Consider the following 18,610-nt stretch of genomic DNA (forward strand, 5'->3'; position numbering starts at 1 on the left):
TTTTATAACATCAGCTCCCTTGGATTGGCAGGATTTCGCCCCTCCTCCTGCGCTTTTTCCGCCATAAAAAGAAGTAAATCCACTGTCTCCTCTCTGCCCATGGCAATGCCTGCAATTTTCGCAGGGCGGTTTTTATTTCGCGTATGAAACAGCTCATGGGAGGAAAGCAGCTCCAATCTGTTTTTGTCCTCAAAATAGACGATGCAGTACAGCCGCAGGACAGGAACCTCGCGGCGCAGACTGTAAACAATGGTTTCCAAATCCGACACATTGCCGCCGACAAATAAATTTTCAATCAATTCCATAGTCCCACAGCCCCTTTCGTCCGTTTTGAAAAACACCTATAGCTTCGTTTAGTATATCATAAATTTCAAAACGGGAACAGGCATTTTCTTTCTTTTCAAAAAAAGAACTGCCTTACGGCAGTCCTCCTTACATTTTGGCTAATACTGCTTCCAGCTCCTCCAGTCGGTCTATGGGATACATCCGCAGAAGCTCCTTATACTGCGCTGCGCTCAGCCCCGGCGTTTCCGTATAAATCGCAATCTTGCCTGCCACATCCGTCTGTGCAAATTTCAGCTTGAGTTTCATAAAATCATCCCTTTGCATGTATATCCTCTCCTTTTTTCTTCTTGAAAATTTCACTGAGCCCCATCAGCAGCAGAAAGCCCCCAAACAGCTTTTTCAGTATCTCCGATTCCAGCGAAACCGCCAAAAATGCCCCTGCCGCCGCCCCTGCCAGACCCAGAAGTGCAAGCGGCTTTGCGGTTTTCAGATCAAGCGTTCCGTTTTTACGGTGCGTAATGAGCGCCATAACTGCCGTCGGGATAAAATAAATCAGATTCACGCCCTGCGCCTGCTGTTGGTTCACCTCTGTCAGAAAAAGCAGTGCCGGAATCAAAATGGTGCCGCCGCCAATTCCCATACCGCTGATGATGCCCGAAAAAAAACCAATCGCCGCTACACCCCACATCATAAGATTAACCTCACTGCCGCCGCAAGCATGAATGCCCCGAAAATGCGGTGCAGCCACACCCCGCTGACACGCTGCAGCAGCTTCGCCCCGACAAAGCCACCGACCAGTCCCCCTGCCGATGCCCAGAGCGCAATCCGCCAGACTGCGCCCAAATCCGCTTTCCAGAGATAAACCCCCAGAGAGAGCAGGGATAAGGGCAGAATCACCGCAATGGCGGTCGCATGCGCCTTATGCTCCTCCACCTTCAAAAACCGCTCCATCGCAGGCACCACGATTGTGCCGCCGCCACTGCCGAATAAGCCATTTGCAAAGCCTGTCACAAGACCGATTGCCGTCCGTTTGCATTTTTTTGTCAAAACCGCCGCCCCCTTTCGCCCTTAGTATGGAAAATCATCCTTTTTTTATGTATGTCTTTTCCGTTTCCCATTTCCAAAAAGAAAAAAGCGTAAACGGAGATTCTCCGCCACGCTCTCTTTCTTAATCGACCACTCTGTTGGTGTTGTTTTCTGTTTTGCTGCCGGCCTTGCTGTCCTTATCCTTTGTTTTTCTGTCCTGCCCTGTCAGGTCATCCCAGGTGTCCTCTAAATCCTGCCCAAGGGTAGTACCGGTGCTGTCATTTCGTGTGCCGTAGGTGGTATAATTCGCACCATTATCCATGCTTCTGCCGCTGTTGATGCCGTAGCCGTCCCAGTAGGCTGCGCCGCCGTTTGCATATCTTCCGTTGCCATAGCCATTGTTATAGCCATCCATCGTGCCGCCCAGATTCGCTCCTGCGTTGCCGCAGCCGCCGAGCAGCAGCATCACTGCCGCCAATGCGGAAAAAAGTCCTGCCCTTCTGCCAAACATAAAATCCCTCCCAGATATTTTTGATATTTTTATTGCAATACGTTTTGATTGCCTTGTTATTGTTTCCGTTCGCTGTGCGAAAAACCCCGTCTTTTTCTGGCAGAGCCTGCAAATTTTAACAAAAAAACGTGCCTGCTCATATCATGCCTTGCGGAAGAAAATATCTGCTTCGCAGTTGCTTTCTTTCCCTGCAAACATGGTATAATAATAAAAATATTGTTTGAAATTTGATTTTGAAAAAGGAGTGATCCTCTATGGCAAACAGAAAAAGCGGTATCCTCCTGCACCCATCCTCCCTGCCGTCCGCATTCGGCGTGGGTGATTTCGGGCAGGCGGCATATACCTTTCTTGATAGGCTCGCAGAAGCCAAGCAGACCCTCTGGCAGATTCTGCCTCTCGTCCCCACCGATGCAGGCGGCTCACCCTATTCCAGCGCCTCCGCCTTTGCCGGCAATCCCCTGCTCATCAGCCCGGAGCTGCTTCTGGAAGAAGGTCTCTTGAGCGAAGCGGACTTGCAGAACGCTTCCGTTCCCCCTGCCGCAAGGGTTGATTACGAAAAAGCGGCAGCGGTCAAGCTGCCCCTGCTCGAAAAAGCCTTTCAAGCCTTTCAGCAAAAGGAAGCCCCTGCGGATTATGCTGCCTTTCAGGCTGAAAATGCCTACTGGCTCGATGATTACGCCCTCTATACTGCGCTGAAGCAGCATTTTCTTTCCGTCCGCGCCACAGAAGAAGCCGCTGAGGGCTTCGACCTGTTCTGCGAGGAATGTGCAGGGCTTTCCCTTTCCGAGGAAAAGCTGCATGAATATTATGACAATGTTTCCTGGGTCTCCTTCCCACGCGGATTGAAAAGGCGAAACGCTCTTTCTCTGAAAAAATGGAGAAGGCAGCTTGCACCTGCCATCGAAAAGGAAATTTTCCTGCAATATATCTTCCAAAAGCAGTGGCAGGCAGTGAAGGCCTACGCCAACGAAAAAGGCATTTCCGTCATCGGGGACGCGCCCATTTTCGTCTCCTATGACAGCGCAGATGTCTGGGCGCATCAGAAGCTCTTTCGTCTGGACAGCAAGGGCTTCCCGACCTGTGTCACCGGCGTGCCGCCCGATTATTTCAGTGAGACGGGACAGCTTTGGGGCAATCCGCACTATGCTTGGCGGGAGCACGAAAAAACAGGCTTTGCGTGGTGGCTTTCCCGTATCCAAAAGAATTTGCAGGATGTCGATATCCTTCGCATTGACCATTTCCGCGGCTTTTCCGCCTGCTGGGAGGTCGCATTTGGGGCAGAGAATGCACGCGGCGGCAAATGGGCTTCTGCCCCCGGCGAAGCATTTTTTACCCTGCTGAAAGAAAAGCTCGGCTCTCCCCTCCCTCTCATCGCGGAGGATTTGGGCATCATTACAGATGAGGTTGCCGCCCTGCGCGACTTCGCAGGACTCCCCGGCATGCGGATTTTGCAGTTTGCCTTCGGGCAGGGAAAAAACAACCCCTATCTGCCCCATTGCTACGATAAAAATACCGTTGTCTATACCGGCACGCATGATAATGACACCACAAACGGCTGGTACCAAGCGGCAACAGAGCAGGAAAAGGATCACTACCGCCGCTATCTGAACGTGGACGGCTCCAATGCGGCATGGGATTTTATCCGCCTTGCGCTTTCCTCTCCTGCGGATACCGCCATTTTGCCCCTACAGGATGTGCTTTCCCTCGGCACAGAGCACCGCATGAATATTCCCGGCACAACAAGGGGCAATTGGGGCTTCACCTTCTCCTTCGATTGGTGGCAGGAGGGCTTTTCCGAAGGACTGCGTTATCTTTCCGCCCTTTTCGGCAGAAATGAGCAGACAGAAAAAGCAGCGGAGGAAACCGACGAATTTCTTCGTTAAGTTGCTTTTCCCCTTCCTTTGTGCTACAGTAATAAGATGTAAAAATATGTGCAAAAACCTTTTCTGAAAGGGAGGAAAAATATATGTGTGGCTTTTGCGGCTTTACCGGGCAGATTGCTTCGCCCGAGGAAATTCTGGAATCAATGAAAAATAAAATCATCCACAGAGGGCCTGACAGTGACGGTTCCCATCTGGATGACGGCATTGCCATGGGCTTTCGCCGTCTCAGCTTTGTGGATCTGGAGGGCGGCAGTCAGCCCATTTATAACGAAACAAGAGATATGGTTATCACCTTCAACGGCGAGATTTATAACCATAGAGAATTAAGAGAGGAACTCGAAGCCAAGGGGCACGTCATGGGCAGCCGTGCCGATACCGAGGTGCTGATTCACGGCTACGAGGAATGGGGCGAGGAACTTCTGCAAAAGCTGCGCGGGATGTTTGCCTTCGTTATCTGGGACAAGAAAAACAAATCCATCTTCGGCGCAAGAGACTTTTTCGGCATCAAGCCCTTTTATTACACCATTGCCAACGGCAATCTGATTTACGGCTCCGAAATCAAGGCAATTCTGGCGCACCCCGATGTCAAAAAAGAGGTCAATCCCATTGCACTGGAAAATTATCTGACCTTCCAGTACAGCGTTCTGGAGGAAACCTTCTTCAAAGGCATTTTCAAGCTGATGCCTGCGCATTGCTTCACCTTCAAGGACGGCAAAATGGATATCAAACGCTATTGGGAGCCTGTGTTTGAGGCAGACCACAGCAAATCTCTGGAGGAATATGTGGATGAAATCGATGCAGCTATGCAGGATTCCATCAAGGCGCATAAGGTTGCGGATGTCGAGGTCGGCTCCTTCCTTTCCAGCGGCGTGGACAGCTCCTATGTTGCTGCCTGCTTCCATGGAGACAAGACCTTTACCGTCGGCTTTGATTACGAAAAATATAACGAAATCGACTATGCGAAGGCATTGTCCGAAAAAATCAAAATTGATAACTACAGCAAGCTGATTTCCAAAAAGGAATACTGGGATTCCATCCCCACCGTGCAGTATCACATGGACGAGCCTTTGGCGGATGCCTCTGCCATTGCACTTTATTTCGTCACAAAAACCGCATCGGAGCAGGTAAAGACCTGCATGAGCGGCGAGGGCGCAGATGAGCTGTTCGGCGGCTATAATATCTACCGCGAGCCGCATGACCTGCTTCCCCTGACACGCCTGCCCCGTCCCATCCGTAAGGGTCTGGGTGCCATGGCGCAGAAGCTGCCGAAAATGAAGGGCAAAAACTACCTCATCCGCGGCAGCAAGGATTTGCAGGAACGCTTTATCGGCAACGCCTTCATGCTCAATGAGGCAGAACGCGAGCGCATCCTCAAGCACCCTACGGGCAAATACCCCCATACCGCGCTGACAAAGCCCTTCTACGATAAGGCGAAGGACCTGGATGATGTCACCAAAATGCAGTATATCGACATTCATTTCTGGCTGATTGGGGATATTCTTCTGAAAGCCGATAAAATGAGCATGGCGAACTCCCTTGAGGTGCGTGTGCCTTTTCTGGACAGAGTTGTGTTCGATGTAGCGCGTAAGGTTCCGACAGAATACAAGGTCAATAAGGAAAATACGAAATTTGCCATGCGGCAGGCGGCACACCGCTATCTGCCCGATATGGTCGCAGAAAAGAAAAAGCTCGGGTTCCCCGTTCCCATCCGCATCTGGCTGAGAGAGGAAAATTACTATAACATGGTAAAGGAAGCCTTCCATAGCCCTGCGGCAGAGGAATTCTTCAAGGTGGACGAAATCATGAAATATCTGGACGAGCATAAGGCAGGGAAGGCGGATAACAGCCGTAAAATCTGGACAATCTATATGTTCCTCGTTTGGCATAAGCAATTTTTTGGTTAAGGCAAAAACAAAAAAGACCGATTTCTCAATGAGATTTCGGTCTTTCTTTTTATGCCTGTTTTCTTCTAAATATTTCCTTCCAGTTCAGCACTGAAAGCAGCACCGCGCCAAACACAATCAATCCCCCGATCAGCACGCGCGTGGTAAAGGGATCGCCATACAGCACCACGCCGCAGAAATACCCAATCACCGATTCCATGGAAAGCAGCACCGCCGAATGGGTATCGGAAGTATATCTCTGCGCAATATTCTGTAGGGTATACGCCCCAACCGTATTCACAATCATCAGATATGCCATCGCACCCACACCGACAAGCGGATACGCCTGCGGCATTTCCCCCAGAATCAGCATTGTGATAAGGGAAAGTCCTCCTGCCGTCAGATATTGATAAAAGGACATTGCCAGAGGGCTCACCTTCTTCGCACAAATCCCCGTTGCCACAATCAGAAACGAATACACCAGTGCAAACAGCAGTGAAAGTGCATCCCCCAATTCCACACGCAGGGAGCCGCTCAGAGAAATCAGCCCAATTCCGAAAAGCGCCATTGCCCCTGCGGCAAAAGCCTTATTCTGTGGACGCTTGCGCAGCACAAGCCACGAAATAAACGGCACAATTATCACATACGTTGTCACCAGAAATGCCTGCTTTGAGGGCGTTGTGTAGCGCAGCGCAATAATCTGCAGCGGCTGTGCCAGAAAGAGCAGTCCGCCCAGAATCATTCCTGCCTTGATATCCTCTTTCGTACTGCTCTTTACTGCGCGGCGAAACAGAAGTCCCATCCAGACCGCCGCTCCCAGAAACCGCACCGTCATAATCCAAAAGGTCGGGAACGCCTTTGCCGCCATATCCCCTGCGACAAAGCCCATCCCCCAGAAGGTCGCCGCCAGCAAAAGCGCAAAATCCGCCAGCAGCATTTTTTTCTTCTCGTCCATCTCTTTGCCTCTTTCTAATAGGAAAAAAGGTGTAACCCTATCATTGGGATTACACCTTAGCTTCTTCATACTGCCTTCTTCGCCTGCGGCGAAGGCACAGTGTTATTTTTTAGAACTTCAAATCATCCATATCCGCGGAACCAATCGGCACTGTTGCGCCGCAGCCGGGACAAGGGATTTCCGTCTGCATCTCCATGGTCTGTTCATCTACATCGAGCTCCTGTCCACACGAAGGGCAGTTAAAGGAATAGAAGAAAATGGGCTCATCTGTTTCGTCCAAATCCTCATCCTCCATCACGAGATCCTCATCGTCCATGAAGGTTTCCAGCATGAAAGCCATGTCATCCAGAACATCCAGAATCCCATGGAAAATCTTTCCTTCCTTGCTCTCGGCAGGAAAATCACTCCCATCACAAAGACCTCTCAGATAGGTAATCTTCTTTTCAAAATATTCCATTTGTCATAGCCTCCAAATCAAATGCAAGTGTCTGTTCAGAATTATTCTTTGGATCTGCCCAGATATTCGCCTGTTCTTGTGTCAATCTGAACCTTTTCGCCGGATTCGATGAACAGAGGAACCTGAATTACCAGACCTGTTTCAACAGTAGCAGGCTTCAGCGCGCCCTGTGCTGTGTTGCCTGCGAAGCCGGGCTCTGTATCTGTGATAACCAAATCTACGAACTGAGGTGCTTCTACCAGGAAGGGAGCGCCTTTGTAGAACTTAATGGTTGCTTCATCATTTTCTCTCAGATATTTCAGTGCTTCTTCTACCTGATCATGGTGCAGAGGAATCTGGTCGAAGGTATCGTTGTCCATGAAGTAGTACAGCTCACCATCATTATACAGATACTGCATCTTCTTTGTTTCGATGTGTGCCTTGGGGAATTTATCGTTGGGGTTGAACGCTTCTTCTCTTGTAGCACCTGTCAGAATATTTTTGTATTTTGTTCTTACGAAGGGAGAGCCTTTCCCGGGCTTAACGTGCTGGAAGTCCAGAATTACATGGGGCTCACCGTTCATTTCAAAAGTAATGCCTTTTCTAAATTCACCTGCAGAAATCATGATATTTCCTCCTCAAATTATTTATCATTTTTATAAATCCAAAATCGATGTTTATTCTATCGTTCCAAAAATAAACATATCCTTCTATATTCTAATAGATGAAGCTACATTTTTCAATAAAAAATTAAAAAAACAATGCTTATTTCCCGTATTTCTTGAAATAAACCTTCATCACCTGACGCTCTGCACCGCGTTTTACCTTTGTAATAAGCTGATCTCGGTTGCAGATAGGCGCAGTCATGATGCAGAGCAGTCCGCCCCGGTGTCCGCACCACATGTCCGTAAAGACCTGATCGCCGACCATGGCAGTGGTTTTGGGTGTTGTCCCCATGATTTCCATTGCCCGATTCAGCTTCTTGATGCCGGGCTTGCCTCCCTTATGGATTGCCAGCGCACCAAGCCTGCGGTTAAACAGCTGCACACGCTCCTTGGTATTATTGGACAAAATGCAGAGCTTAAATCCCTCTTTTCGCAAAAAAGCAAACAGCTCCACAATTTCCTCATCCGGCTCTGCTACATCGAAGGGCGCAACGGTGTTGTCAATATCGAACACCAGACCGCGGATGCCCAGTTTTTTCAGATCCTCCAAGGGCAGCTCAAATACAGATTTCACATAAATATCCGGAAAAAAACGTTCCAGTAGTGCCATAGATTACTCTCCTTCTCTGCCTGCTTTCCAGTAGGCGTTTTCATCAATATCCCCCAAACGCTCGCCGCTGAGATAGCGAATCATCACATCATCCACCTCGCCAAGCACCCCATAGGTCAGCTCAATCCGCTTTGCGCGGAGAATATTACGGGCAGAGGAACGGATGTTGCCACAGATAACGGCGTTAATATCCTGCTCTGTCAGAAAATCCGCAATGGCGGTTTTCCCAAGCGGAACAACCTCCTTTTTCTTCACCAGCTCGATTTCTATTTCATAAATCGTAAATTCCGCCGCACGGCTGTACTGCGGATCGATTCTGTTGTTTTTTGTGGGAATTGCAACACGCATCAAAAATCCCCCTTTCTTGCCATATTTTATTATTTTATCTTTTTTCGCCTATGTTTGTCAATTTCTTTGCGTATTTTCGTAAAACATTGTACAATACTATGGAAGAAAGCCGTTTTTACGGCACGAAAGGAGCTTGTTCAAATGGATGAAAGAATCAAAACATTAGCATATAACCTCGTGCATTTTTCCTGCAAACTGGAAAAGGGCGAAAAGGTCTGGATTTCCTGCAACGGCGTGCATCCGCTGCCGCTGGTGAAGCAGATTATCAAGGAGACCTACAGGGTGGGTGCGATTCCCTTTGTAAAAATGATGACAAACTCTCTGGAACGGGAGCTGCTTCTGGGTGCAACAGAGGAACAGCAGAAAATCATGGCAGAGGTGGACTGCCGCCTGATGGAACAGATGGATGCCTTCATCGGCGTGCGTGGCGAGGACAACCTGACAGAGCAGTATGACGTGCCTACAGAAAAAATCGATATCCAGAACCGTTTGTATGATGACCCTGTGCATCATCAGATTCGTGTGCCACATACAAAATGGGTGGTACTGCGCTACCCCACAAATGCCATGGCTCAGTCCGCCAAGACCTCTTTGGAGGATTTCGAGGATTTCTATTTTAATGTATGCAATCTGGATTACGGCAAAATGGGTGATGCCATGGAGCATCTGGTGGAATTGATGAATAAAACAGACCGCGTGCGTCTGGTGGCAAGGGGTACGGATATTTCCTTCTCCATCAAGGATATTCCTGCCATCAAGTGTGCCGGCGGCTGCAATATCCCCGACGGCGAGGTTTATACCGCACCGGTGCGCGATTCCATCAACGGTGTGATTACCTATAATACCCCCTCCGAATACAACGGCTTTACCTTTGAAAATGTACGCCTGGCCTTCAAAGACGGGAAAATCGTAGACTGCGACGGGAATGACAAGGAGCGTCTGGAAAAGGTATTCAACACAGACGAGGGCGCAAGATATGTGGGCGAATTTGCCATTGGCGTAAACCCCTATATCACAAAGCCCATGAACAACATTCTTTTTGACGAAAAAATTGCAGGCTCTATCCATTTTACGCCCGGCAACTGCTACGAGGATGCCCCCAACGGCAATAAATCCGCAATCCATTGGGATCTGGTGCTGATTATGACACCCGAATACGGCGGCGGCGAAATCTGGTTTGATGATGTGCTGATTCGCAAGGACGGCAGATTCCTTCTGCCCGAGCTGGAATGCCTGAACCCCGAAAATCTGAAATAAGGCAAATGAAAAAGGATACCCGAAACACCATGCTTCAGGTATCCTTTTTTTAATCTTTGATTTTAAATCTGACTTTTATTTTAAAATCCTTATAAAAATTCTCAATATCATAAAATACTCCCATGATTTTATCAAGAAAATATTCTCTTATGTCCTTTGGCAGCTGATATACCCCTCGAATGATAATAGCAGTTGTCGTTTCCGGCTTCCAGGAACCGATATAATCACACCCCATATCCCAGAGTGCATCCAGATTTTCTCCATAAAAGCCGGGAAAATGAAATGTATCTCTAATCCTCCAATGTACTTCCGTAATATATTTACAGCCTGTAAAATCCAAAACAATCTGTCTTTCTTCCATTTTATTCCTCTCACTCGACTTTTATTTTCTGCTCCGATTGCTTTTCATGTTTTCCAGTTTACACTTTTCATACGATAAAAACAATCCTCTCCTTTCAAAAAGAAGCACACAGGAAACAAAGCGTTTCAGCTTTTTCCGTAGAAAAGGAAATTTTTAAATTCCTTCTCACTGTATCCATTGACAGAAAAGAGGGAAATATAGTAGAATGAAATTTATTAGAACAAGAGCAATGAAAAGGAGAGTAGGCGGCAACGCTATGCCACAGAGAGCCTCGACAAGCTGAAAAGAGGCGCAGGAGCAACCGCTGAAGATGGCCTTGGAGCTTCGCACCGAATATCCCCCGGATCATAAGGCTGCGACGGGTGCGCCCGTTATTGCGCAGGAGTCCTCGGACTTCATGAGGTTTTTTCCGCGAGGGGAAAACGAAGTAAGGTGGTAACACGGCAAAACGCCCGTCCTTTCAAAAGAAGGACGGGTTTTTTATTGGCAAAAAGCCTTACGGATGGTTTGGTTTTTACTTATTATAATGAAAACAATAAAAAGGAGAGATACTTGTGGCTAAAGAAAAATTTTATATCACCACTCCCATTTACTACCCCAGTGATAAGCTGCACATCGGTCATTCCTACTGCACAGTAGCGACAGACACCATGGCACGCTACAAAAGACTGCGTGGGTATGACGTAATGTTCCTGACAGGGACGGACGAGCATGGGCAGAAAATCGAAAGAATCGCAACCGCACAGAACATGACCCCCAAGCAGTACACCGATAAGGTGGTTGCGGGTATTAAGGAGCTGTGGAAGCTGATGGAAATTTCCTATGACAGATTCATCCGCACCACAGATGATTACCATGTGAAAGCCGTACAGAAAATTTTTAAGCAGCTGTATGATCAGGGAGATATCTACAAATCCGCTTATGAAGGCTGGTACTGTACCCCCTGCGAATCCTTCTTCACAGAAACACAGCTGAAGGACGGCAAATGCCCCGACTGCGGACGTGACGTAGAACTTCTGAAGGAAGAAAGCTATTTCTTCCGCCTTTCCAAATACGGCGACAGAATCATCAAATATTATGAAGAAAATCCCGAATTCCTGCAGCCCAACACACGCCAGAATGAAATGATTGCAAACTTCCTGAAGCCCGGTCTGGAGGACTTAGCGGTTTCCCGTACCTCCTTTAAATGGGGCGTACCTGTAGACTTTGACCCCAAGCATATTGTATATGTTTGGGTTGATGCACTTTCCAACTATATTACCGCTCTTGGCTACGGCAGCGACAACGATGCGGACTACAAAAAATACTGGCCTGCGGATGTGCATGTTGTCGGCAAGGAAATCGTGCGTTTCCATGCAATTATCTGGCCTGCCATGCTGATGGCACTGAATATTCCTCTGCCTAAGAAGGTATTCGGTCACGGCTGGCTGGTTATCAACGGCGGCAAAATGTCCAAATCCGTCGGGAACGTGGTTGACCCCGTTGTTCTGGTGGAAAAATACGGCGTGGATGCCATCCGTTACTTCCTGCTGAGAGAAATCGCTTTCGGGCAGGACGGCAACTTCACAAACGAAGCACTGATTCAGCGCATCAATTCCGATTTGGCAAACGATCTGGGCAACCTCGTTTCCAGAACCGTTGGCATGATTGAAAAATACTTCGGCGGCAAGCTGCCCGCAGACAGAACCGAAACTGCTTTTGATGCAGACCTCAAGGCAATGGCTGCGGCAACCGTTCCCAAGGTAGAGGAAAAGATGGACAACATGCTTTTCTCCGATGCTTTAATTGAAATCTGGAACCTGATTCGCCGCACCAATAAATATATCGACGAAACACAGCCTTGGGTACTGTGCAAGGATGAAGCAAAGAAGGCAGAGCTTGCAAATGCTCTCTACAATGTTGCGGAAAGCATCCGTATCATCTCCATTTTGATTCAGCCCTTCATGCCCCTGACCCCTGCAAAAATCTGGGCACAGCTGAACATCACAGAGGGTGCGCTGACCAATTGGGAAAGCACAAAGACATGGGGTCTGCTGCCCGCGGAGCTGACTGTTACAAAGGGCGAAACCCTTTTCCCTCGTATTGATATGAAGAAGGAGCTGGAATCTCTGGAGGCTGCCATCAAGGCGGCACAGGCTACCTCCCTTGCAAATCAGGCAAAGAAGGAGGAGCCCAAGAAAGAGGCTCCCGAGGAGGAATATCCTGCCGAAATCACGATTGACGATTTCTGCAAGGTACAGCTGAAGGTCGGTGAGGTCATCGAAAGCAAGGAAGTACCCAAATCCAAAAAGCTGCTGCGCAACGTGGTAAAATTCGGCGAGGAGGAAAGAGTCATCTTCTCCGGCATTAAGGACACCTATGCCCCCGGTGAGCTGGTTGGCAAGCGCGTTGTGGTTGCCTACAACCTCAAGCCCAGAAAAATGATGGGCGAAATGAGCTATGGCATGATTCTGTGTGCGGAAGACAAGGACGGCAAGCTGTCTATCCTCACCACAGATGATAAGGACTTTGAAAGCGGCAGCAGCATCAGCTAATTATGAATTATTTTGATTCTCACGCACATTATGACGACAAGAGATTCAAGCAAGACAGAGAGGAGCTCCTGCGGGAGCTTCTTCCTTCTTGCGGGGTAAGCAATGTCATCAATGTCGGCTGTGATGTGAAAAGCTCCGAAATGAGCATCCATCTGGCTGAAAAATATGACTACATCTACGCTGCCGTCGGCGTACACCCCCATGAGCTCTATGATATGTCCTCGCAAACGATTGCGAAGCTGAAAAAGCTGAGCGAGCATAAAAAGGTCGTTGCCATCGGGGAAATCGGTCTGGATTATTATTACGATACCCACCCGAAGGAATTACAGCGCTTCTGGTTTCGTCAGCAGCTCAGACTGGCGGAGGAAACCAATCTGCCTGTTATCATTCATTCTAGAGATGCGTCGCAGGAAACCTTTGATATCATCAAGGCATCCTCTGTGCGCCGCGGCTCTATCCACTGCTATTCCGGCTCTGCCCAAATGGCACTGGATTATGTGAAGATGGGCTTTTCCATCGGCGTTGGCGGCGTGGTGACGTTCTCCAATGCAAAAAAGCTGGTGGAAACCGTTGCGGCAATCCCTATGGAAAGCATCCTCATTGAAACGGATTGTCCGTACCTCGCACCCAATCCGAACCGCGGCAAAAGAAACGACTCCACAAACCTGAAATATGTGGTCGAAAAAATTGCGGAAATCAAAAATCTGCCCCCCGAAACGGTCGCAGAAATTTCCGAAAAAAACGCGAAATCTTTATTTTTTAAATAATTTTTCAAAAAAAATTTTCGACAGAATCCTTAAAAATCCGAAACTCTCGAAAACCTTGTAAAATCAAGGTTTCCGAGAGTTTTTCTTTGCAAAATGATTGCAGATTTTCGCTATTTCTTTTAATAATAATTGCAATATTTTTTAAAAAAGGTTGCGTAATTGTTACAAATGTGTTAATATATGCAACGTAGAAAGAATAAGATATATCAGAAGAACGATATGTCTTTTATTTTTTGCAGTCAATCAAAAAGCGTAAACATTATGCGGAAGTGACGACTCCCCGTGTAAATAGACTGCGACTGTCCCCCATTCACGGACAGGTCAAGGCATAATCTAATGTCTATCATCGAATAACTACAGGAAACGAAATCCCCTGCCATCCCACAAAAACGGCAGTACGGCTCGTTCAAGGAGGTAAAAATGAAAACACATCTTAGAGTATTTGCTATCGTAGTATTTATATTGGTAATCGGCTGCGGAACAGCATCTGCTTACAGCAAATCCGAATCTATGCAATCTGTAGTCATCAATATGGATGGCGCACCCCGAATGGTTTCCACCGATAAGGAAACCGTAGGTGAGCTGCTGGAGGATCTGGCGGACACCATTGACACCGAATTCTATCTGGAGGACGCAAAGGAAAGCGACCCCATCGAAGCAATGATGACACTTTCTCTGACATCCGTCACAGAAAAAACAGTCGCAACTACAGAAGCGATTGCTTACAAAACAGTAGAACGCACAAACAGCTCCCTGAAAGCCGGCGAAAGCCGCGTGGTGCAGGAGGGCAAGGAAGGCGTTGCATCTGTCATCAAAAAAGAAATCTACCACGGCAGCGAGCTGGTGGATACACAGTTTGTTGAGAAAAAGGTAGTCACAGCAGCACAGGATAAAATCGTTGAGGTTGGCCCCAAGAATGTCGTAAACGGCATGAGCTACTCCAAAGCCATCAGTGCAAAGGTAACTGCTTATACCCCCTATGACGCAGGCTGCACAGGCATCACAGCTACCGGCACAAAGGCAGGCTACGGCACTGTTGCTGTTGACCCTCGTGTGATTCCCCTTGGCTCCAAGGTTTATATCCCCGGCTACGGCACAGCGATTGCCGCAGATACCGGCGGTGCAATTAAGGGCAACCGTGTAGACGTTTGCTACGGCTCCAAATCCGAGGCTTACGGATGGGGTGTCAGAAATGCAACCGTTTATGTTCTGAAATAAAAGAGAGCGCAAAGAGTAAATCCAACCAGATTTACTCTTTTTTATTTGCCCGTATACTTTTCAAAATAAAAAGAGAATTTTTTATCAAATAGAGTCTTGTCTTTTTTCAAAAGGAATACTATAATATATCCACACCCTCCCCCAGGGGGTGGGGGTGCTTAAGAGAGAGGAGAGAGACATATGCAGGCAGATAAAAAAAAGGTAGGCACGTTGCTGAAAACCGCCAGAGGGCAGATTGACGGCATCCTCAACATGATTGAGGAGGATCGCTACTGCATTGATATTTCCCATCAGCTGATGGCAACCATGGCGATTCTCAATAAAGCCAATAAGGAAGTGCTTTCCGCACATCTGAAAACCTGCGTCCGCAATGCCGAAACGGCTGCGGAACGGGATGAAAAAATTGATGAGTTAATTGAAATTATGGGTAAAGTAATCAAATAAGAATTTTTTTATATTCAAAAGAAAAAGGAGGTGCTCCCCTTTGAAACAAAAATTTGACGTAACCGGGATGACCTGCTCCGCCTGCTCTGCTCATGTGGAAAAGGCAGTCGGCAAGCTGGAGGGGATTCAGACTGTAAACGTAAATCTGCTGCAGAACAGCATGGTCGTGGAATATGACGATACCGCCCTCTCAACAGATGACATTATCAACGCCGTAAAAAGCGGCGGCTATGGTGCAAGCGTGCAGGGCGCAACCAACAGCGCCACACAGGAGCCGCCCAAAAACGTAGCATTAGAGGAAATGAAGGTTATGAAGAAGCGTCTGGTTTCTTCCTTCTGCTTTCTGATTCCTCTGTTCTATGTTTCCATGGGGCACATGGTCGGTGCGCCCCTGCCCTCGATTCTTCTGGGGCATGAAAATATGATGATTTTTGCATTGACACAGCTTTTGCTGGCAACGCCCGTTTTAATCATCAATAAGAAATTTTTCGTTGTCGGCTTTCAGGCGCTTTGGAACAGAGCTCCCAACATGGACTCTCTGGTAGCGCTCGGCTCTGCCGCATCCTATATCTACAGCATCTTTGCGATTTACGCCATGGCGTATTATATGGGGCATGGCGACCTTATGACGGCGCATCATTACGCCATGGAGCTGTATCTGGAGGGCGCAGCAATGATTCTGACGCTGATTACGGTCGGGAAATATATGGAGACACGCTCCAAGGGCAAAACCTCCGAAGCAATCAGCAAGCTGATGGATCTGGCACCCAAGATGGCAACCGTCATGAAGGATGGCAAGGAAGTTGAAATTCCCGTGGAGCAGGTTGCCGTTGGGGACATCATCGTGGTGCGCCCCGGGCAGAGTATCCCCGTAGACGGCAAAATCATCGAAGGCTCCTCCGCCGTGGATGAAAGCGCGATTACAGGCGAATCCATCCCCGTGGATAAACAGGTTGGCGACAGCGTCATTGGCGCAACCGTCAATAAAAGCGGCTTCTTCCGTATGGAAGCAACCCATGTCGGCAGTGATACCACCCTTTCCCATATCATCACCTTAGTTGAGGAAGCGAGTGCCTCTAAGGCACCCATTGCCAAGCTGGCAGATCAGGTCAGCGGCATTTTCGTCCCGACCGTCATCACGATTGCCATTATCGCAACGGTCGTGTGGATGCTTGTCGGTCAGCCCTTCTCCTTTGCCCTTTCGATTGGTATTGCGGTTCTGGTAATCTCCTGCCCCTGCGCATTGGGTCTGGCAACGCCTACGGCAATCATGGTCGGCACAGGCAAGGGTGCGGAATATGGGATTCTGGTAAAATCCGCAGAAAGTCTGGAAATTGCACATAAAATTGATACCGTTGTTCTGGATAAAACAGGCACGCTGACAGAGGGTCATCCCGTTGTGACGGATGTTCTGCCTGCGCCCGGTGTGCTGAAAAATCCCTTCCTGCGTGCGGCAGCTTCCATTGAGGCACTCTCTGAACATCCTCTCGCCGAAGCTGTGATGAATTATGCCAAGGAGAAGGAAATTGTGCCACAGAAGGCAGAAAACCTCTCAGCGACCGCAGGACAGGGCATTGAAGCGGATGTGAATGGCAAGCATATCCTAGGCGGCAATCTGAAAATGATGCAGGAAAGAAAAATCGACCTCGGAGATTTCGCCGAAAAAGCGGCAGAGCTTGCGGAACAGGGCAAAACACCGCTGTTCTTTGCGGAGGGAGAAAAGCTCCTCGGCATCCTCGGTCTGGCTGATCCGCTGAAGCCCACAAGTAAGGAAGCCGTGGACAGCTTTCATCAGATGGGGATTGACGTTGTCATGCTGACAGGGGATAATAAACGTACGGCAAACACCATTGCAAGCCAGCTTGGGATTCAGGCGATTGCGGAGGTTCTGCCGCAGGATAAGGAAATGGAAGTGCGCCGTTTGCAGGAAAGTGGCAAAAAGGTTGCCATGATCGGCGACGGCATTAACGATGCGCCCGCTCTCACCCGCGCGGATGTCGGCATTGCCATCGGCGCAGGTACAGATGTTGCCATGGAATCGGCAGATATCGTGCTGATGAAAAGCGACCTCCTGGATGCGGTCACAGCCGTTCAGCTGAGCCACGCAACCATTAAAAATATCAAGCAGAATTTGTTCTGGGCATTCTTCTATAACTGCTGTGGGATTCCACTTGCGGCAGGTGTGTTCTATTCCGTTCTGGGATGGAAGCTGAACCCGATGTTCGCCGCGGCGGCAATGAGCTTCAGCTCTGCCTTCGTTGTCGGCAATGCCCTCAGATTAAGGCTGTTTACCCCCACCCATCAGGCACATTCCGCCGAAAAAACGGCGCAGGTGATAGAGCAAAAAGACGAGAAAAACATTCCAAATGAGGAGGACGTAAAAATGAAAAAGGTATTGAAAATCGAAGGTATGATGTGCAGCCACTGCACAGGCAGAGTAGACAAGGCGCTGAACGATATGGACGGCGTAAAGGCAACCGTTTCTCTGGAGGGCAAATCCGCAGAGGTAGAGCTGACGAAGGATATCAGCGATGAAGCACTGGTAAAGGCTGTCACTGATGCAGGCTATGAGGTTGTAGATATTCAGTAAAAAAATATGGCTGTTTCTATTCCCAAACGGATAGAGACAGCCATTTTTTATTTGCAATGCAGTTACTGCTTTTTCTTTTTCTCTCTTTCTTACAACCGCTTTTCATAATATCTCATAAAGGCAATCCCCAGAAGATACTGCAATACCCACAGCAGGCACAGCACCCCTGTCACCCACCATTCCACACGCAGGAGGGCAAACAGAAAGCTGACCGCAATCAGTACGAAAAACATCACCTGATATGCCTTATGCCCTGCCATCTGCCGCAGAAGCACCTTCCGCTCATCCGTCCGATTGATGCGCGCCACCGTTTCTTTTTCTTCATATTCTGCCTGATGCTCCGGCTTTTTATAATAAAAATATTCTCTCAGACGCAAAAAACCGATTACTGCCCATGCTATTCCCCATGAACGCAGAATATTCGCATAATAGCTGTCCTTCACAAATACGGATACCGCAACAAATATGACCCCTGCCGCCAACAGAAAACCGCCTTTTTTTCTGTCTCTCATTCCGTTCCCTCCTCATAAATAAAAATATCCTCAATCGCCATGCCGAAATAGCGCGCAATCTTAAATGCCAACAGGATAGACGGGTTATATCTCCCGTTTTCCAGAGAGCCGATGGTCTGACGCGAAACCTCCAATGCCCGCGCCAGTTCCTCCTGTCGGATGCCGCGCTCCTTTCGGATTTCCTCCAATCTGTTTTTCATTTCGTTTTCCTCCAAAATGTAAAGCTTACTTTCCATCAGTATATTCCCTTCGCTTTCAAATGTCAAGTAAACTTTCCATTTTTGCATTAAAAAACTCTCCGCAGGAAATTTCGTAACAAAATCTC

21 protein-coding genes and 1 other annotated feature are annotated in these 18,610 nt (G+C 48.3%); of the genes, 8 read left to right on the forward strand and 13 right to left on the reverse strand.

The window, feature by feature from the left end; genetic code table 11:
* Positions 1-2: 2 nt before the first annotated feature.
* The 5 genes from GPK49_RS06120 to GPK49_RS06140 form a co-directional block, all read right to left on the reverse strand.
* Positions 3-305: a hypothetical protein gene (locus tag GPK49_RS06120; RefSeq protein WP_016407065.1), complete on the reverse strand. Its 303-nt coding sequence runs from the start codon at positions 303-305 to the stop codon at positions 3-5.
* Between the two features lie 127 nt (positions 306-432).
* Positions 433-609 (reverse strand): hypothetical protein, encoded by a 177-nt coding sequence (locus tag GPK49_RS06125; protein ID WP_016407064.1) that lies wholly within the window; start codon positions 607-609, stop codon positions 433-435.
* The gene (locus tag GPK49_RS06130) at positions 596-976 is read right to left on the reverse strand and encodes a sulfite exporter TauE/SafE family protein (protein ID WP_318283853.1); all 381 of its coding nucleotides are present in this window, start codon (positions 974-976) and stop codon (positions 596-598) included. The genes GPK49_RS06125 and GPK49_RS06130 overlap by 14 nt, the downstream gene beginning before the upstream one ends.
* Positions 973-1,332 (reverse strand): sulfite exporter TauE/SafE family protein, encoded by a 360-nt coding sequence (locus tag GPK49_RS06135; protein ID WP_016407062.1) that lies wholly within the window; start codon positions 1,330-1,332, stop codon positions 973-975. The genes GPK49_RS06130 and GPK49_RS06135 overlap by 4 nt, the downstream gene beginning before the upstream one ends.
* Positions 1,333-1,453: 121 nt before the next feature.
* Positions 1,454-1,822 (reverse strand): hypothetical protein, encoded by a 369-nt coding sequence (locus GPK49_RS06140; RefSeq protein WP_215677041.1) that lies wholly within the window; start codon positions 1,820-1,822, stop codon positions 1,454-1,456.
* Between the two features lie 254 nt (positions 1,823-2,076).
* Between GPK49_RS06140 and malQ the strand changes: the two genes are divergently transcribed.
* Together malQ and asnB are read left to right on the forward strand one after the other, a co-directional pair.
* Positions 2,077-3,705 (forward strand): 4-alpha-glucanotransferase, encoded by a 1,629-nt coding sequence (malQ, locus tag GPK49_RS06145; protein WP_215677042.1) that lies wholly within the window; start codon positions 2,077-2,079, stop codon positions 3,703-3,705.
* 83 nt (positions 3,706-3,788) lie between these two features.
* A complete protein-coding gene (asnB, locus tag GPK49_RS06150; RefSeq protein WP_118581104.1) occupies positions 3,789-5,609 on the forward strand; it encodes an asparagine synthase (glutamine-hydrolyzing) in 1,821 nt (606 codons plus the stop codon).
* Between the two features lie 49 nt (positions 5,610-5,658).
* Here asnB and GPK49_RS06155 read toward each other — a convergent pair whose 3' ends face one another.
* The 5 genes from GPK49_RS06155 to GPK49_RS06175 all read right to left on the reverse strand — a co-directional run bounded on the left by GPK49_RS06155 (position 5,659) and on the right by GPK49_RS06175 (position 8,602).
* Positions 5,659-6,543: a DMT family transporter gene (locus tag GPK49_RS06155; protein ID WP_215677043.1), complete on the reverse strand. Its 885-nt coding sequence runs from the start codon at positions 6,541-6,543 to the stop codon at positions 5,659-5,661.
* 109 nt (positions 6,544-6,652) lie between these two features.
* Positions 6,653-7,000, reverse strand: a complete 348-nt coding sequence (locus GPK49_RS06160) for a CD1247 N-terminal domain-containing protein (protein WP_016407057.1) — start codon at positions 6,998-7,000, stop codon at positions 6,653-6,655.
* A 41-nt stretch (positions 7,001-7,041) separates the two neighbouring features.
* Entirely contained in the window at positions 7,042-7,605 is a 564-nt protein-coding gene (efp, locus tag GPK49_RS06165; protein WP_016407056.1) for an elongation factor P, read from the reverse strand.
* 139 nt (positions 7,606-7,744) lie between these two features.
* A complete protein-coding gene (locus tag GPK49_RS06170) occupies positions 7,745-8,254 on the reverse strand; it encodes a YqeG family HAD IIIA-type phosphatase (protein WP_016407055.1) in 510 nt (169 codons plus the stop codon).
* A 3-nt stretch (positions 8,255-8,257) separates the two neighbouring features.
* Positions 8,258-8,602 carry a NifB/NifX family molybdenum-iron cluster-binding protein gene (locus tag GPK49_RS06175; protein ID WP_016407054.1) on the reverse strand — a complete coding sequence of 115 codons (345 nt, stop codon included), beginning with the start codon at positions 8,600-8,602 and terminating at the stop codon, positions 8,258-8,260.
* A gap of 141 nt (positions 8,603-8,743) precedes the next feature.
* Here GPK49_RS06175 and GPK49_RS06180 point away from each other — a divergent pair, with 141 nt between their 5' ends.
* Positions 8,744-9,859 carry an aminopeptidase gene (locus GPK49_RS06180; RefSeq protein ID WP_215677044.1) on the forward strand — a complete coding sequence of 372 codons (1,116 nt, stop codon included), beginning with the start codon at positions 8,744-8,746 and terminating at the stop codon, positions 9,857-9,859.
* A gap of 49 nt (positions 9,860-9,908) precedes the next feature.
* Here the strand turns inward: GPK49_RS06180 and GPK49_RS06185 are convergent, their stop codons facing one another.
* Entirely contained in the window at positions 9,909-10,220 is a 312-nt protein-coding gene (locus GPK49_RS06185; protein WP_118581113.1) for a barstar family protein, read from the reverse strand.
* A 220-nt stretch (positions 10,221-10,440) separates the two neighbouring features.
* Positions 10,441-10,683, forward strand: a binding site (T-box leader).
* Positions 10,684-10,774: 91 nt separating this feature from the next.
* Here GPK49_RS06185 and metG point away from each other — a divergent pair.
* From metG to GPK49_RS06210, 5 genes are all read left to right on the forward strand, one after another.
* On the forward strand, positions 10,775-12,754 hold the full coding sequence (gene metG / locus GPK49_RS06190) for a methionine--tRNA ligase (protein WP_215677045.1): 1,980 nt from the start codon (positions 10,775-10,777) through the stop codon (positions 12,752-12,754).
* 2 nt (positions 12,755-12,756) lie between these two features.
* A complete protein-coding gene (locus GPK49_RS06195) occupies positions 12,757-13,521 on the forward strand; it encodes a TatD family hydrolase (protein ID WP_118581119.1) in 765 nt (254 codons plus the stop codon).
* A 420-nt stretch (positions 13,522-13,941) separates the two neighbouring features.
* The gene (locus GPK49_RS06200) at positions 13,942-14,739 is read left to right on the forward strand and encodes a G5 and 3D domain-containing protein (protein ID WP_016407049.1); all 798 of its coding nucleotides are present in this window, start codon (positions 13,942-13,944) and stop codon (positions 14,737-14,739) included.
* A 180-nt stretch (positions 14,740-14,919) separates the two neighbouring features.
* On the forward strand, positions 14,920-15,183 hold the full coding sequence (locus GPK49_RS06205; protein WP_016407048.1) for a metal-sensing transcriptional repressor: 264 nt from the start codon (positions 14,920-14,922) through the stop codon (positions 15,181-15,183).
* A 40-nt stretch (positions 15,184-15,223) separates the two neighbouring features.
* A complete protein-coding gene (locus tag GPK49_RS06210) occupies positions 15,224-17,773 on the forward strand; it encodes a heavy metal translocating P-type ATPase (protein WP_215677046.1) in 2,550 nt (849 codons plus the stop codon).
* A gap of 89 nt (positions 17,774-17,862) precedes the next feature.
* Here GPK49_RS06210 and GPK49_RS06215 read toward each other — a convergent pair whose 3' ends face one another.
* The gene (locus GPK49_RS06215) at positions 17,863-18,285 is read right to left on the reverse strand and encodes a hypothetical protein (protein WP_215677047.1); all 423 of its coding nucleotides are present in this window, start codon (positions 18,283-18,285) and stop codon (positions 17,863-17,865) included.
* Positions 18,282-18,485, reverse strand: a complete 204-nt coding sequence (locus tag GPK49_RS06220) for a helix-turn-helix transcriptional regulator (RefSeq protein ID WP_118581244.1) — start codon at positions 18,483-18,485, stop codon at positions 18,282-18,284. The genes GPK49_RS06215 and GPK49_RS06220 overlap by 4 nt, the downstream gene beginning before the upstream one ends.
* Positions 18,486-18,610: the final 125 nt, after the last annotated feature.

Origin of the sequence: Clostridium sp. MCC345 (assembly GCF_018785345.1) — a bacterium.
GTDB classification, from domain to species: domain Bacteria; phylum Bacillota; class Clostridia; order Lachnospirales; family Anaerotignaceae; genus Anaerotignum_A; species Anaerotignum_A faecicola.

What these genes read in the sequence shown, in the direction of transcription:
- GPK49_RS06120 (WP_016407065.1), bottom strand. Translation starts at nt 305, where the DNA reads ATGGAATTGATTGAAAATTTATTTGTCGGCGGCAATGTGTCGGATTTG.
- GPK49_RS06125 (WP_016407064.1), bottom strand. Translation starts at nt 609, where the DNA reads ATGCAAAGGGATGATTTTATGAAACTCAAGCTGAAATTTGCACAGACG.
- GPK49_RS06130 (WP_318283853.1), bottom strand. Translation starts at nt 976, where the DNA reads ATGATGTGGGGTGTAGCGGCGATTGGTTTTTTTTCGGGCATCATCAGC.
- GPK49_RS06140 (WP_215677041.1), bottom strand. Translation starts at nt 1,822, where the DNA reads ATGTTTGGCAGAAGGGCAGGACTTTTTTCCGCATTGGCGGCAGTGATG.
- malQ (WP_215677042.1), top strand. Translation starts at nt 2,077, where the DNA reads ATGGCAAACAGAAAAAGCGGTATCCTCCTGCACCCATCCTCCCTGCCG.
- asnB (WP_118581104.1), top strand. Translation starts at nt 3,789, where the DNA reads ATGTGTGGCTTTTGCGGCTTTACCGGGCAGATTGCTTCGCCCGAGGAA.
- GPK49_RS06155 (WP_215677043.1), bottom strand. Translation starts at nt 6,543, where the DNA reads ATGGACGAGAAGAAAAAAATGCTGCTGGCGGATTTTGCGCTTTTGCTG.
- GPK49_RS06160 (WP_016407057.1), bottom strand. Translation starts at nt 7,000, where the DNA reads ATGGAATATTTTGAAAAGAAGATTACCTATCTGAGAGGTCTTTGTGAT.
- efp (WP_016407056.1), bottom strand. Translation starts at nt 7,605, where the DNA reads ATGATTTCTGCAGGTGAATTTAGAAAAGGCATTACTTTTGAAATGAAC.
- GPK49_RS06170 (WP_016407055.1), bottom strand. Translation starts at nt 8,254, where the DNA reads ATGGCACTACTGGAACGTTTTTTTCCGGATATTTATGTGAAATCTGTA.
- GPK49_RS06175 (WP_016407054.1), bottom strand. Translation starts at nt 8,602, where the DNA reads ATGCGTGTTGCAATTCCCACAAAAAACAACAGAATCGATCCGCAGTAC.
- GPK49_RS06180 (WP_215677044.1), top strand. Translation starts at nt 8,744, where the DNA reads ATGGATGAAAGAATCAAAACATTAGCATATAACCTCGTGCATTTTTCC.
- GPK49_RS06185 (WP_118581113.1), bottom strand. Translation starts at nt 10,220, where the DNA reads ATGGAAGAAAGACAGATTGTTTTGGATTTTACAGGCTGTAAATATATT.
- GPK49_RS06195 (WP_118581119.1), top strand. Translation starts at nt 12,757, where the DNA reads ATGAATTATTTTGATTCTCACGCACATTATGACGACAAGAGATTCAAG.
- GPK49_RS06200 (WP_016407049.1), top strand. Translation starts at nt 13,942, where the DNA reads ATGAAAACACATCTTAGAGTATTTGCTATCGTAGTATTTATATTGGTA.
- GPK49_RS06205 (WP_016407048.1), top strand. Translation starts at nt 14,920, where the DNA reads ATGCAGGCAGATAAAAAAAAGGTAGGCACGTTGCTGAAAACCGCCAGA.
- GPK49_RS06215 (WP_215677047.1), bottom strand. Translation starts at nt 18,285, where the DNA reads ATGAGAGACAGAAAAAAAGGCGGTTTTCTGTTGGCGGCAGGGGTCATA.
- GPK49_RS06220 (WP_118581244.1), bottom strand. Translation starts at nt 18,485, where the DNA reads ATGAAAAACAGATTGGAGGAAATCCGAAAGGAGCGCGGCATCCGACAG.